This window comes from Falsihalocynthiibacter sp. BN13B15 (assembly GCF_041205415.1).
Taxonomy (GTDB): Bacteria; Pseudomonadota; Alphaproteobacteria; order Rhodobacterales; family Rhodobacteraceae; genus Falsihalocynthiibacter; species Falsihalocynthiibacter arcticus.
This window is the reverse complement of the sequence record NZ_JBGFCE010000005.1, coordinates 284,728-297,378: the sequence shown is the minus strand read 5'-3', so window position 1 is coordinate 297,378 and position 12,651 is coordinate 284,728. Positions and strand designations below refer to the sequence as shown.

Genomic DNA, 12,651 nt, shown 5'->3' with positions numbered 1-12,651 from the left:
AATGGAATTTCTTGTCTCTAGCGCCGTTGCTGTCCTCACATCCTGTGGTGTCTATCTGATCCTGCGCCAACGCACATTCCCTGTTATTCTGGGGCTTTCTCTTCTGTCCTATGCGGTGAATATTTTCCTCTTTTCAACGGGACGCCTTGTGCAAAACCTTCCTGCTATTTTGGACAAATATGGCGAAGGCATCTATACTGACCCGCTCCCGCAAGCCCTCGTTTTGACGGCGATTGTTATTTCTTTCGGGATGACAGCCTTGGTGGTGATGATCGCCCTCAGCGCTTATTTGACGTCGGAGACGGACGAGATTGATATGACCGAGACCACCGACGAAGGAGACAGCGCGTGAGCAATTTGATCATAGCCCCCGTCGTTCTACCTGCGGTTCTCGCACCGTTCATTCTGATGGTGATCCGGCATCATCTCGACCTGCAACGCATTTTCTCGATGGCAGGATCGATTGCGCTGGTTTGCATTTCGCTGGTCCTCACCCACCAAGCGTCTGGCGGCGAAATTCAGGTCTATGAATTGGGCGATTGGCCCGCGCCCTTTGGCATTGTTCTCGTGCTCGACCGCCTTTCTGCCCTGATGGTTTTGCTCACATCCGTCCTTGGCCTATGCGTGAACCTCTATGTTATCAGCACGGATTGGGATAAACGCGGCGAGCATTTCCACCCGCTTTTTCAGTTCCAACTCATGGGCGTTTGCGGCGCATTCCTTACGGGTGATGCGTTTAACCTCTTCGTGTTCTTTGAGGTGCTGCTCATTGCTTCATACGGCCTTATGATTCATGGCGGGGGCGCTGACCGCCTTCGTGCGGGCATGCAATATGTGGTTTACAACCTTCTCGGGTCGACGCTCTTTCTGTTTGCGCTTGGGACAATTTATGCCGTCACTGGTACACTCAATATGGCCGACCTGGCGGTGCGCATTGCCGAACTCCCCGCCGACGACACGGCCCTTATTCGTGTCGGTGCAGTCCTGTTGTTGCTTGTGTTCTGCATCAAGGCCGCCGTGCTGCCATTGCATTTTTGGCTTCCCGGAAGCTATGCAAATGCGCCTGCGCCTGTGGCTGCCTTGTTCGCCATTATGACCAAAGTTGGCGCCTATTCAATCTTGCGCATGTACACGCTGGTGTTCGGACCGGAGCTCGCCCTTAGTGCTGGATTGGTTGGGCAATGGCTGTTGCCAGCGGCGCTGCTAACCCTCGCGGTAGGCATGGTTGGTATCCTCGGTTCGCGCGACATTTCTAAACTCGCAGTCTTTGCCGCCATCGGCTCTATGGGGACGTTGCTGATCGCGATCGCGCTCTTTACGCCACTCGCCACAGGGGCCGCAATTTACTATATTGTGCACTCTACGCTGGCGACGGCGATGATCTTCCTTGTGTCCGATCTGATCATTGAGCGACGGGGAAAAGAGATCAAACCCGCCCCCCGTATGGCACAGAACGGTTTGATCTCGGCCCTCTTTTTTGTGGCCGCCATTGCCTTGGCTGGGATGCCGCCCCTTTCGGGGTTCTTGGGCAAGCTGATGGTTCTTCAGGCCTCCACGGGAACGCCCCACCAAACCCTGATCTGGAGCGTGATCCTTATTTTCTCGCTGGTCGCAATCATCGGCTTTGCGCGTGCGGGCAGCTTGATCTTCTGGAAAACCACCGACCCTATGGAGGACCTCGATCTGGAAGAAGTGCAAGTCGCACCGCTCCAAACACAGGGCACTATTATGGTTTTTGTGCCAATTTTTGCCCTGCTCTTTGGCCTTGTCGCGCTTACGATTTTCGCGGAACCCGCAATAGAATACGCCAATGCCACGGCCGAGCAATTGTTTGATACATCCGCCTATATTGACGCCGTACTTGGGGAGACTGCGAAATGAGACTACTACGCAAAGCATTCCCACACCCCGTTCTCACCGTCCTTTTAACGATCGTTTGGCTGCTTCTGGTAAATGCCTATTCCATCAACTCGCTGTTATTCGGCGCGTTTCTTGGCGTACTCATTCCCTTTATCACCAGCCCCTATTGGCCAAATATGCCGCGTGTCAGACACCCGCTCAAAATCATCGAGTACTTTTTTATTGTCCTGTGGGATATCGTCGTCGCCAATTTCGTTGTGGCGAACCTCATTCTGTTTCGCCGCAATGCGGACTTAAAGCCGGCATGGGTCACCGTTCCCTTGGATCTGCGCACACCCGAAGCCATTACTGTTTTGGCGGGAACAATCACCCTTACGCCTGGCACCGTCTCAAGCGATATTTCCGACGAAGGCCATGCAATTTTGGTGCATTGCCTGAATGCCCCCGACCCACAGGCGGTCTGTGATGAAATAAAAATGCGGTACGAGCGTCGCCTAAAGGAGATTTTCGAATGATTGGGATTGCAATCAACTTTGCTTTTGGCTGCTTTGGTGCGGCGCTTTTGTTGAACTTATGGCGGATTATACGTGCGCCGGGGGTTGGAGATCGTGTGCTTGCCCTCGATACGATGGTCATCAATGTCATCGCGCTGATTGTTCTTTTCGGGATGAAGTTCAAAACCGAGATGGTCTTTGAAAGCGCGCTCATTATTTCCATGTTGGGTTTCGTTTCGACGGTCGCCTATACGCGCTTTATGTTGCGCGGAAACATTATCGAGTAGAGGGCATGATGGACTTATTTTACGAAATCCTAATCACGTTCTTTCTGATTGTGAGCGGCGTCTTTGGCCTTGTTGGCTCGATTGGTCTGGTCAAATTGCCCGATCCAATGTCGCGCCTTCATGCGCCCACCAAGGCCACAACATTGGGTGTTGGCGGCGTGCTTCTGGCGTCTATCTTGCATTCGGTTTTGATCGAAGGGCACCTCTCGTTGCATGAGTTGCTAATCACGTTGTTTTTGTTCCTTACGGCCCCGATCACCGCGCATTTCATCGCCAAGGCGCATATTCACCGGAATATGAAATCTGATGAATTGCCCGATCCGGGGGGGGATAAAAGCTGGTCGTCCTTACCAGAGGTCATCACCCCAGAAGAGGGGTGATGCCGTTTGGGGTCATCCGCGCAGAGCGGGAAGGCCGACGCCTGTGCTTTCAAAACCACCATCGGCTGCGATCACTTGCCCAGTCACATAACTGGCCCGTTCCGAGCATAAATACGTAATCAGATCGGCCAGTTCCAACTCAGTACCGTACCGATTGAGCGGAATAGCATCGTGGTAAGCTGCGATAATTTCGGGCGTATGGACCGCCATTGCCAATTTGGTGCGCACCGGCCCGGGGCAGACACAATTCGCCCGGACGCCGAATTCGCCCAGTTCCGCAGCCTGTTGTTTGGTTAAATGGATCACCGCCGCTTTGGACGTGCCATAGGCCACCCTGAGGGTCGAGGCGCGTAAACCGCTGATCGACGCGATATTCACCAACGCCCCTTTGGTTCTCTTCAGCGCCGGAATCGTCGCCTGTGACACCAGAAACAACCCATCCAGATTGGTGTCCATGATGCGCCGCCAATCGGCAAAAGTGGTCTCGGCGAGCGGGCGGAAATCGGCAACGCCTGCGTTATTCACAACCGCATCAATGCGCCCAAAAGTGGAGAGCACGGCCTCGGCCATTTTATCCACATCGTCGGGGAGAGAGACGTCGTATTCAAACGGAAAACCCTGTTCTAACGGCTCGGCCGCGATAACCAGTTCGCTCGCGTCACGGTCAATCATCGCGACTTTCCAACCCTGCTCGATCAAAAGTTTACTCGTCGCCAGCCCGATCCCGCGCGCCGCGCCCGTCACCAGTGCTACTTTCTGTGTCATGTTCCTCACTCCCGATCTTAGAAAACTTAAATTACTTCATCCACACCAACAAATAGGTCGTCAACTCAGGCCAAAGCGCGATGATGGCAAGGCCGAGGGTGCTGGTGATAAGGAATGGCACCGCCGCAACCGCAATCTTCTCCAGCGAGAGTTTGGCCACATTCGCCGCCACAAATAGGTTGATCCCAACGGGCGGCGTAAACAGGCCAATAGCGAGATTAATCATGAGGAACACGCCGAACCAGACGGGATCCCATTCAAGCGCCCGTACCACAGGTAGAAAGATTGGTAGCGAGATAAACATGATGGTTACCGCGTCCATAAACATACCTGCAATCAGCAGGATCACTGCCATCACCAGCATAATGGTCCACTGAGAATCGCTCAGGGCAAGCAGGCCTTCCGAATAGCGGCCGACCACATCATCTACGGTGACAACCCAGCCAAACAGGCTGGCGAAGGTCACAACCAACATCACAACCGCCGAGGAAGCGGCGGCATCGGTCAGGGCGTCAAACAGGGTCGAAATCGTCAGGCTGCGATAAACAAAGAACCCCACGAACAGCGCATAAACCACGGCAACAACGGCCGCCTCTGTGGGTGTAAAAATACCCGTGTAAATCCCGCCAAGGATCACAACGGGAGTCATTAAGCCCCAGATTGCGTCCCGAAAACTCAGCCAGACGCGTTTGGGAAAAGCGAATTCTCCATATGGCATCGGCGCGAGTTCCGCGAGTTTAGAGGATTTGTTCGCGGCCCGCTGTACCCTGACAAAAGGCAGGGCGGCCAGCATCAAGGCGCCCATAACGACACCGGGTAAGATTGCGGCGATAAACAGATCGCCGATGGAAACCTCGGCAATCACGCCATAGATCACCAAGCCGATAGAGGGCGGGATCACAATGGACAGGGCCGCGCCCGTACAGACCATCGCCGCGGCAAACGCCTTGGGGTAGCCATCTTCTTCCATGCCGCGAATGACCATCGGGCCAATCGCCGCCACCGACGCGGGGCCAGAACCGGAAACCGCGCCCCAAAACAAACTAACAACCACGCCAACAAGGCCCATGCCACCAGGAAGGCTGCCCATTAGCACACGGAAAAACCGGATCATCCGATCGGCCATACCCGCAGTTCCCATCAGGATGCCCGCGAGTATAAAGAACGGGATCGCCAGAAGCGAGAATTTGGTGATGCCACTGGCCAGCAAATCGCCGACCAAATCCAGCCCAAAACCCATCTGCCACATGGCAAACAGGGACGAAAGGCCGAGCGAAAACGCCACAGGAACGCGGATGACCAAGAGGATCCCAAAAAGGATGAGCATCTGGGTGCCAGTATCGAAATCAAACATAGGCCACCGCCTTGTGCTCAATAATCGCGCCTTGCACCAACCGCACGGCGATCATCAGGAACCCCAAAGGGAGGGCCAGCGAATAATACCACGACGGAACCTGAAGCCCTGCTGAAACGATTCCACTGGCGCGTTGGTTTATCACCATCTCGCCGCAATACCACGCCGACAACGCCAGCAGCAGAACGCCCAGAGAGACAGAAAACCAGCGTACGAAGGGCTGTAAGGCAGTGGGCAGCATATCCGCGAACAGTGTCACCGCGAGGTGTTGGCCGCGTCGCGCCGCAATTGCCGCGCCAAAAACGGTCAGCAGCAAAAACCCGTTCAACAGGATTTCTTGCGTGGCCGCAAAAGAATAATTGGAAAGATAGCGCACCAGCACATTGGCAAAACCGATAAATGTCATCACTAGAAAAATCAAACTGCAGACATATTCTTCCAGCCGATCGGCAATTTTAAGTATCTGGTTTTTCAAGGGGGCCACCTTTGTCATGAAGATCATACCTGACATCGACGCACATGCATCTGCGCGGCAGGCGGACAACGCGCCCCACTTGTGGCGGGACGCGTTGTTTTTTACCTAATTAATTCGAGCCGTTAATGGAAGTCTGAAAAAGTTCAACCAGTTCAGGGCCAACCTTGGCGGACCATTTATCAAAAGGCTCTTTTGTGGCATCGCGGAATGCCTGCAACTCGTCAGCCGTTGGTTCGTAAACCTCCATGCCTTCTGCGCGCAACTTGTCTAGACCAGCAGCCGTTCCTTCACGGGTCACTTTGATTTGGAAATCCATCGCTTCGATCGCAGCGGCCTGAACCTTAGCTTGTGTTTCCGCGTCCCAGCCATCCCATTTCTCTTTGCTTACACCAAGGAAAATTGGGTCGTAAGAATAGTGCCAAGGGGTGATGTATTTTTGAACTTCATACACACGTTGGGGCACAATCACCGCGCCGATTGGGTTTTCTTGGCCGTCAACGACACCCTGTTGCAGCGCACTGAAGGTTTCCGCCCATTGCATCTGTTGTGGGTTCGCCCCAAGTGCGGTCATCACGTCGATATACATCGGACCCGCAACACGCATTTTTAGACCTTTGAGGTCTTCTGGCGATTTGATCGGGTGCACGTTGTTTGTGACTTCGCGGAAGCCATTTTCGCCCCATGCCAACACGATGATACCGTGCTCCGCCATGATCTCTTTCATTTTGTCGCCCGGCGCACCGGATGTCGTGGCGTCGACGGCGTCATAGCCAGAGTACAGATACGGCAATGAGAAAACGGCCATCTCAGGAACGATGGGCGTCACGTTGATTGCGGAGGTGACAACAAAGTCCAACGCGCCGCGGCCAACCATTTCAGCCTGTTTCATTTGGTCGCCACCGGACAGTTGCGCGTTTGGAAAAACACGCACGTCCAGATCCCCGCCCGTGGCTTCGTTCAACAGTTCCGAGAATTTTTCGGACCCTTGATGCCAAGACGTCGTGTCGCTCGTATTGTGCGACAGACGCAGTGTTTCAGCTTTCGCCACAGACCCAAAAGCAGTGGCGGCCGAAATTGCCGCCGCAAAAATGAGATTCATTTTGGACATATTGTATCCTCCTATTTAACAAGTCCCCTCCCAGTGGAGGTCTCCGGCAACAGAACGTCCATATTTTGGATGGTGTTGCAAGGGAAAATTTTATTGTCGTTTTGAAATTCTAAATTTTACCTTGAAACATGCCCAATATTGCTCAACAATCAATGTTTAGCCTGTACGGATAGAAAATGGCTACAAAACAAGTGTCCACATTGTGGATGCATGGGGGTGCTTGGAAGATGACAGACGAGAATTTCCCTGTGGAAAACATCGGCGCGCAAAGCGTTGACCGGGCTTTAGCCTTGCTGTCCTTAATCGGGCGCAGCGCGGTTGAGGGGGTTGGTCTGTCTACAATCGTACAGGACACGGGGTTAAGTCGCCCAACTGCGCGGCGCTTACTGCTTGCCCTCATGCGGGCGCGAATGGTGGAACAAGACACGGCAAGTCGGCATTATTTTCTCGGCGAAGAAACCTATGTACTTGGCGTGTTGGCGGCACAGAGATTCGATTTGATGGACCTGACGCGCAACAGTTTGGTGGATCTGGCCGCCCTGAGCGGAGATTCCGTTTTTCTCTCTGTGCGCCGCGATTCCTTTTCTGTTTGCCTGCAAAAGGAAGAAGGTGCATTTCCGATCCGCACCCATGCGCTGCAAGTGGGATATCGCCATCCGTTAGGCGTGGGGGCTGGTTCGCTGGCCATCCTTGCCGCCCTTCCCGCCGAAGAACGCGTCGAAATCCTGACCCGAAACATAGATATACTGGCTCAGAACTTTCCTGATTGTAGCCCCGAAGCCCTGAAACCCCTGATCATTCAAGCAATCGAGCGCGGCTACTCCCTCAATCCGGGATTGGTTTTGACCAGTTCATGGGCCGTGGGTGCCGCTTTCAAAATACCCGGTGGTCGGGTTGTGGGCGCCATTAGTATTGCCGCCATCGATAGCCGCATGGGGCCTGAACGGCAGGCCGAATTGGGCGCGGCTTTGCTGCTTGAAACCGCGAAAATAGAAGCGCGCATGGCCAAGACCTTCGCGCTGTCAAAATCGACCGACCTGCCACGCCATCGCACACAATTCAGCGCGGCGGCCAAAGGGTAGTCGGCACTTAGTATAAAACGGAGGATAAGATACGTGAACAAAGCACAGATCGTTGGTTGGGCACATAGCCATTTTGGGAAATCCACCGCGCCAGATACTGAAACCCTGATGGCAGAAGTCATCGCCCCCGCGCTTGAACATGCAGGTGTTGGCGCAGCGGACATTGACGGCATTTTTGTAGGCGTCATGAACAACGGCTTTTCCAAGCAGGATTTTCAAGGCGCATTGGTTGGGATGGCCATGCCAGAACTGGGCATGACGCCAGCTGTGCGGATGGAAAATGCCTGTGCCACTGGGTCTGCGGCGCTTTACTCTGCGCTTGATTTTATCGAATCTGGTCGCGGCAAAATTGCACTGGTGGTTGGAGCCGAAAAGATGACGGCCCTGCCCACAGTTGAGGTGGGCGATATCCTTTTAGGGGCGAGTTATCGCAGCGAAGAGGCGGATGTTGCGGGTGGATTTGCGGGACTGTTTGGCCGGATTGCCCAACAGTATTTTCAGAAATACGGCGATTGTTCCGATGCGCTGGCAATGATTGCCTCCAAAAACCACCAGAATGGCGCGCATAACCCCTACGCTCATATGCAAAAAGCGTTAACCTTTGCGCAATGTAACGACGTTTCTGATCGCAACCCCTATGTGGCCCCCCCGCTGCGCCGCACCGATTGCTCGCTTGTGTCGGATGGCGCTGCCGCGATGATTGTCGCCTCTGCGGATGTGGCCGCCGACCTCAAACGCGCCATTGCCTTCCGCGCGCGCACCCATACCAACGACATACTGGCCCTATCGCGCCGTGAGATCACCAATTTTGATGGGGCACGTCGGGCTTGGGCTGCCTCTTTGGAGGCTGCGGATCTCAACCTTTATGATTTGGATTTGGTCGAAACTCACGATTGTTTCACCATCGCCGAGTTGCTGGAATATGAGGCCATGGGCCTTGCCGAAACGGGCAAAGGCGCAAATGTGATCCGTGAAGGCATCACCCGCAAGGATGGCCGCCTTCCGGTAAACCTGTCGGGCGGATTGAAATCCAAGGGGCATCCCATCGGGGCGACGGGCGTATCCATGCACATCATGGCGGCGATGCAACTGGCGGGCGAAGCGCCTGAAGGCATTCAGGCCAAATCCCCGCAACTGGCGGGCGTGTTCAATATGGGCGGCGCGGCGGTTGCCAACTATATGTCGGTTTTGGAGCGCGTAAGATGAGCTCTTGGGTGTCAGTTAACAGCGATCCAAAGGGTGGGATTGCCCCCTCAACCACCCGTGTTTCAAACCTTGCCAACCACCTTACCCGCAACGCGCGGCGTTTGGGCGACAAGGTGGCGCTGGTTTGGGGCGAGGAGCAATGGACGTGGGAGCAGATGGAGGCTCGCGTGAATGCGCTGGCGTTTGGATTGCGCGACCGATTTGGCGTGAGCAAGGGCGATCGCATCCTAATCCAGTCCCAAAACTGTAACCAGATGTTTGAATCCATGCTCGCTTGTTTTCGATTGGGTGCGGTCTGGGTGCCTGCGAATTTCCGCCAAACCCCCGAAGAAGTGTCGTGGCTGGCACAATCCTCGGGCGCGACTGGCATGATTTGCGGCGTGGAATTCCCTGAGCACGCCGCCGCCTGTGACGCGCCTGAGCGTGGGTTCATGCTGGTGATCGGTGGCCCCAAGGGCGACAGTGATTTTGATACGCTGGTAGATTCCTATATGGGCCAAACGGTTGCAAATACGGCCGTCGACCGCGATGATCCTTGTTGGTTTTTCTTTACTTCGGGCACAACGGGGCCGCCCAAGGCCTCGGTGCTGACGCATGGACAGATGGCGTTTGTTCTGCTCAATCACCTGAATGACCTCATGCCAGGGACCACACATGAGGCGAGGTCCCTATGCCTTGCGCCCCTTAGTCACGGCGCAGGTATTCACCAGATGACCCAAGTCGCCGCAGGGGCGGCAACCGTGTTGTTTCCCGCCGGTCGTTTTGATCCCGAAATCGCGTGGAAAATCGTGCAGGATCACAAGATCAGCAATATGTTTACCGTGCCCACAATCGTTAAGATGCTGGTCGAACACGACAGTGTGACCCAATATGATATTTCCTCGCTAAAACAGATGATTTACGCGGGCGCACCGATGTACCGCTCCGATCAAAAATATGCTTTGTCGATTCTGGGAAAAGTGCTGGTGCAATATTTCGGACTTGGCGAAGTCACTGGAAACATTACGGTCCTCCCTCCGTCGGAACATTTCGAAGACGATGCAGAGATGCGGATCGGGAGTTGTGGCTACCCCCGCACGGGCATAGAAATCTCCATCCAAGCCAGCGACGGCAGTGAAATGCCTGTTGGGCAACAAGGCGAGATTTGCGTGATCGGACCTGCGGTTTTTGCTGGCTATTACAACAACCCCGAAGCCAACGCCAAAGCCTTCCGTGATGGATGGTTCCGCACGGGGGATTTGGGCTATGTCGATGCTGGCGGCTATCTTTTCATCACAGGTCGGGAATCCGACATGTATATCTCAGGCGGGTCCAATATTTACCCCCGCGAGATCGAGGAAAAAATCCTCACTCATGACGCCGTTAGCGAAGTTGCAGTCCTAGGCGTACCTGATCCGGTCTGGGGCGAAGTTGGCATCGCCGTTTGCGTTTTGCGCAAAGGCTCCGAAGCCACAGCAGAAGAATTGCACGCATGGCTCAAACCAAAAATTTCGAGCTATAAAATGCCCAAGCGTTTTATCCTCATCGAGGAAATGCCCAAATCTGCCTATGGCAAAATCACCAAGAAAATTATTCTTGAAACATTGATACAGCGCGGTTTGATGGGTGAGGTGACCTGCGCATGAAAACTACTGCGCTAAATCCACCCATGGTCCACCCTGGTCCTGTGAATCCCAAACGGATCGAAGCTGTTGGCGTACAGGCCTATGATCTGGAAATTCAACTAGAGGCGGGGCAGCAAGTCGAAGCCGCCATTTGCTCGGCGGTTGCGGCGGCGGGATGTGACGGAGCTTGGGTCGATGTGAGCGGTTTGTTTTCCGATCCCTACGCCTTTGTTATGCCGGACAAATCCCCCGACGGTACGCGCGTCGCTTGGTACAGCGAAACCTATGAGCCAAAGGGCGAGACTCGCGTGGATATGGGCGGAATGTCGGTTGGGCATTACGGCGACGGATCGTTTACCCATTGCCACGGCGTTTGGACCTCGGTTGACGGAACAACTTTAGGGCATATGCTGGCCCCAATTTGCACCGTTTCGCGCCCTGTGACACTCAAGGCTATCGGCTTCAAAGGCGGACGGTTTGAGCGGCTACAAGACGGCGAAACCTGTTTCGAATTGTTCCGCGCATGTGCGACGGGCACGTCCGTGCAAACCCCAGATGCCGTCATTCTGACCCTGCGCCCCAACACAGACCTTTGCGGTGCCATTGAAGAAACCGCCCGTGCCTTCGGGATTTCGGACGGTGAAATCATGGGCCTCGGCAGTGCCAACGGCGCGCGGTTCCAAGACGCACCGTCCATGCACAGTGCCATAACCGAGTTCATTATAAGCTCGGGTAAGTTGGTTAACGGCAAGGCCAGCGTCAACCTCTCCGCCGTGGACATTCAGAAAGATATCTTCAGCGGTACAGTGAAAAGCGGCGATGCACCAATTTCAATCACCGCTGAAATCGTTTTGCGCCGCGCTTAATTCTGCGCTGGGGGGGCATTTTCTAATTTTTCGCATAAAGGATACCTTTTGGGCCGTGAACGTCATAACGTTGAAAATTATGTGACGACTGTCAGGAGACATACCTTTTCATGAAAGACGCGCCCCTCCTAAATCTGGCTCTTGCGATGTTTCTCACCCTTTCCATTGGCTGGCTTCTGTTCATAGGGCGGCCAATTTTATTGCCCGTCGTGACGGGACTCTTTGCGGTTTACGTGATGATCTCGACCTCCAATGCGCTGCACCGCCAGCTTTTGCTGCGCCATTTGCCGCTACCTTTCCTACGATTTTGCGTGCTGTCGGTTTTTGCCGCTGCCGTCATTACGCTTGCCATCGTTGCTGCCGCCACAATCCGCGAAATCGCCGCCGTTGCCCCTATCTATGAAGCCAACATGGACGCATTCCTTGAGAGCATTGCGGCGCGATTTGAGTTGGATCATCAGGAGCTTTGGCTGGGAATTCGCACCGTTACGATCGATGCCTTTGATCTGCGCGTCGTCTTTTTGAGCCTATTGGGGGGATTTACTAATGTTGGGCTCACTGTCTTCTTGATTGTGATTTATGCCGCATTTTTAATGAGCGAACGTTCCAACTTTGAAAAGAAACTCGCGGCCGTCTTCTCCACCCCTAATCAGGCCCAAATGGCCAAACGCGTCATTCGCGAAATTAATACTAAAATCAGCGACTATTTGGCGGTGAAAACACTGATCAATGTCGTGCTAGGGGTGATCTCCTTTCTTATCCTCTGGGCGCATGGCACAGATTTCGCCCTATTTTGGGCGGTGATGATCGGATTGCTAAACTATATCCCCTATGTTGGCTCCTATATCGGCGTTCTTTTTCCCGTTATCCTGTCGTTTGCACAGTTTGCCTCCCTTTCCCATACGTTGTCCCTGACGTTTTTCCTGACCGCGACCCAATTTATCATGGGCAATGTCATTGAGCCGCGCTTTATTGGGCGGCAAGTCAATCTGAGTCCGGTAATTGTGTTGATTGCCTTATCGGTTTGGACAGGGCTTTGGGGGATTCCTGGCGCAATTTTAGCGGTCCCGCTGACTTCGGTGATCGCAATTATTTTTGCCAGCTTTGCGTCTACCCGCTTTATTGCAGTGCTACTGGCGGACCGTGTCGAAGAATAGACGCTGGTCTTAA

The 12,651-nt window shown here is 54.1% G+C and carries 14 protein-coding genes; 10 read left to right on the top strand and 4 right to left on the bottom strand.

Features of this window, described 5'->3' with window-relative positions; genetic code table 11:
* Position 1 precedes the first annotated feature (1 nt).
* The 5 genes from AB9F26_RS11285 to AB9F26_RS11265 are packed head-to-tail and all read left to right on the top strand — an operon-like array spanning position 2 to position 3,021.
* Complete coding sequence (locus AB9F26_RS11285) at positions 2–352, top strand: Na+/H+ antiporter subunit C (RefSeq protein WP_335583872.1); 351 nt, start codon at positions 2–4, stop codon at positions 350–352.
* Entirely contained in the window at positions 349–1,881 is a 1,533-nt protein-coding gene (locus AB9F26_RS11280) for a monovalent cation/H+ antiporter subunit D (RefSeq protein ID WP_369768052.1), read from the top strand. The genes AB9F26_RS11285 and AB9F26_RS11280 overlap by 4 nt, the downstream gene beginning before the upstream one ends.
* A complete protein-coding gene (locus AB9F26_RS11275; protein WP_335583870.1) occupies positions 1,878–2,375 on the top strand; it encodes a Na+/H+ antiporter subunit E in 498 nt (165 codons plus the stop codon). The genes AB9F26_RS11280 and AB9F26_RS11275 overlap by 4 nt, the downstream gene beginning before the upstream one ends.
* Entirely contained in the window at positions 2,372–2,641 is a 270-nt protein-coding gene (locus AB9F26_RS11270; protein WP_039003770.1) for a K+/H+ antiporter subunit F, read from the top strand. Before AB9F26_RS11275 ends, AB9F26_RS11270 begins: the two co-directional genes overlap by 4 nt.
* Before the next feature lie 8 nt (positions 2,642–2,649).
* Positions 2,650–3,021 carry a Na+/H+ antiporter subunit G gene (locus AB9F26_RS11265; RefSeq protein ID WP_335583880.1) on the top strand — a complete coding sequence of 124 codons (372 nt, stop codon included), beginning with the start codon at positions 2,650–2,652 and terminating at the stop codon, positions 3,019–3,021.
* A 12-nt stretch (positions 3,022–3,033) separates the two neighbouring features.
* Here AB9F26_RS11265 and AB9F26_RS11260 read toward each other — a convergent pair whose 3' ends face one another.
* The 4 genes from AB9F26_RS11260 to AB9F26_RS11245 form a co-directional block, all read right to left on the bottom strand.
* Complete coding sequence (locus tag AB9F26_RS11260; protein ID WP_369768051.1) at positions 3,034–3,786, bottom strand: SDR family NAD(P)-dependent oxidoreductase; 753 nt, start codon at positions 3,784–3,786, stop codon at positions 3,034–3,036.
* Positions 3,787–3,817: 31 nt separating this feature from the next.
* A complete protein-coding gene (locus tag AB9F26_RS11255) occupies positions 3,818–5,140 on the bottom strand; it encodes a TRAP transporter large permease (RefSeq protein WP_369768050.1) in 1,323 nt (440 codons plus the stop codon).
* The gene (locus tag AB9F26_RS11250; RefSeq protein WP_369768049.1) at positions 5,133–5,615 is read right to left on the bottom strand and encodes a TRAP transporter small permease; all 483 of its coding nucleotides are present in this window, start codon (positions 5,613–5,615) and stop codon (positions 5,133–5,135) included. The genes AB9F26_RS11255 and AB9F26_RS11250 overlap by 8 nt, the downstream gene beginning before the upstream one ends.
* Before the next feature lie 109 nt (positions 5,616–5,724).
* A complete protein-coding gene (locus AB9F26_RS11245; RefSeq protein ID WP_369768047.1) occupies positions 5,725–6,723 on the bottom strand; it encodes a DctP family TRAP transporter solute-binding subunit in 999 nt (332 codons plus the stop codon).
* A gap of 176 nt (positions 6,724–6,899) precedes the next feature.
* On the opposite strand from AB9F26_RS11245, the gene AB9F26_RS11240 reads away from it, so the two are divergent.
* The 5 genes from AB9F26_RS11240 to AB9F26_RS11220 all read left to right on the top strand — a co-directional run bounded on the left by AB9F26_RS11240 (position 6,900) and on the right by AB9F26_RS11220 (position 12,638).
* Complete coding sequence (locus tag AB9F26_RS11240; RefSeq protein ID WP_369768046.1) at positions 6,900–7,805, top strand: IclR family transcriptional regulator; 906 nt, start codon at positions 6,900–6,902, stop codon at positions 7,803–7,805.
* Positions 7,806–7,838: 33 nt separating this feature from the next.
* Positions 7,839–9,011: a thiolase domain-containing protein gene (locus tag AB9F26_RS11235; RefSeq protein WP_039003779.1), complete on the top strand. Its 1,173-nt coding sequence runs from the start codon at positions 7,839–7,841 to the stop codon at positions 9,009–9,011.
* Positions 9,008–10,636 (top strand): acyl-CoA synthetase, encoded by a 1,629-nt coding sequence (locus AB9F26_RS11230; RefSeq protein ID WP_369768045.1) that lies wholly within the window; start codon positions 9,008–9,010, stop codon positions 10,634–10,636. Before AB9F26_RS11235 ends, AB9F26_RS11230 begins: the two co-directional genes overlap by 4 nt.
* Positions 10,633–11,481 carry a hypothetical protein gene (locus AB9F26_RS11225; protein WP_369768044.1) on the top strand — a complete coding sequence of 283 codons (849 nt, stop codon included), beginning with the start codon at positions 10,633–10,635 and terminating at the stop codon, positions 11,479–11,481. The genes AB9F26_RS11230 and AB9F26_RS11225 overlap by 4 nt, the downstream gene beginning before the upstream one ends.
* Before the next feature lie 110 nt (positions 11,482–11,591).
* The gene (locus tag AB9F26_RS11220) at positions 11,592–12,638 is read left to right on the top strand and encodes an AI-2E family transporter (RefSeq protein WP_335583861.1); all 1,047 of its coding nucleotides are present in this window, start codon (positions 11,592–11,594) and stop codon (positions 12,636–12,638) included.
* Positions 12,639–12,651 lie beyond the last annotated feature (13 nt).

Coding starts and splice junctions, on each gene's coding strand:
- AB9F26_RS11285 (WP_335583872.1), top strand. CDS start 2: ATGGAATTTCTTGTCTCTAGCGCCGTTGCTGTCCTCACATCCTGTGGT.
- AB9F26_RS11275 (WP_335583870.1), top strand. CDS start 1,878: ATGAGACTACTACGCAAAGCATTCCCACACCCCGTTCTCACCGTCCTT.
- AB9F26_RS11270 (WP_039003770.1), top strand. CDS start 2,372: ATGATTGGGATTGCAATCAACTTTGCTTTTGGCTGCTTTGGTGCGGCG.
- AB9F26_RS11265 (WP_335583880.1), top strand. CDS start 2,650: ATGGACTTATTTTACGAAATCCTAATCACGTTCTTTCTGATTGTGAGC.
- AB9F26_RS11260 (WP_369768051.1), bottom strand. CDS start 3,786: ATGACACAGAAAGTAGCACTGGTGACGGGCGCGGCGCGCGGGATCGGG.
- AB9F26_RS11255 (WP_369768050.1), bottom strand. CDS start 5,140: ATGTTTGATTTCGATACTGGCACCCAGATGCTCATCCTTTTTGGGATC.
- AB9F26_RS11245 (WP_369768047.1), bottom strand. CDS start 6,723: ATGTCCAAAATGAATCTCATTTTTGCGGCGGCAATTTCGGCCGCCACT.
- AB9F26_RS11240 (WP_369768046.1), top strand. CDS start 6,900: ATGGCTACAAAACAAGTGTCCACATTGTGGATGCATGGGGGTGCTTGG.
- AB9F26_RS11230 (WP_369768045.1), top strand. CDS start 9,008: ATGAGCTCTTGGGTGTCAGTTAACAGCGATCCAAAGGGTGGGATTGCC.
- AB9F26_RS11225 (WP_369768044.1), top strand. CDS start 10,633: ATGAAAACTACTGCGCTAAATCCACCCATGGTCCACCCTGGTCCTGTG.
- AB9F26_RS11220 (WP_335583861.1), top strand. CDS start 11,592: ATGAAAGACGCGCCCCTCCTAAATCTGGCTCTTGCGATGTTTCTCACC.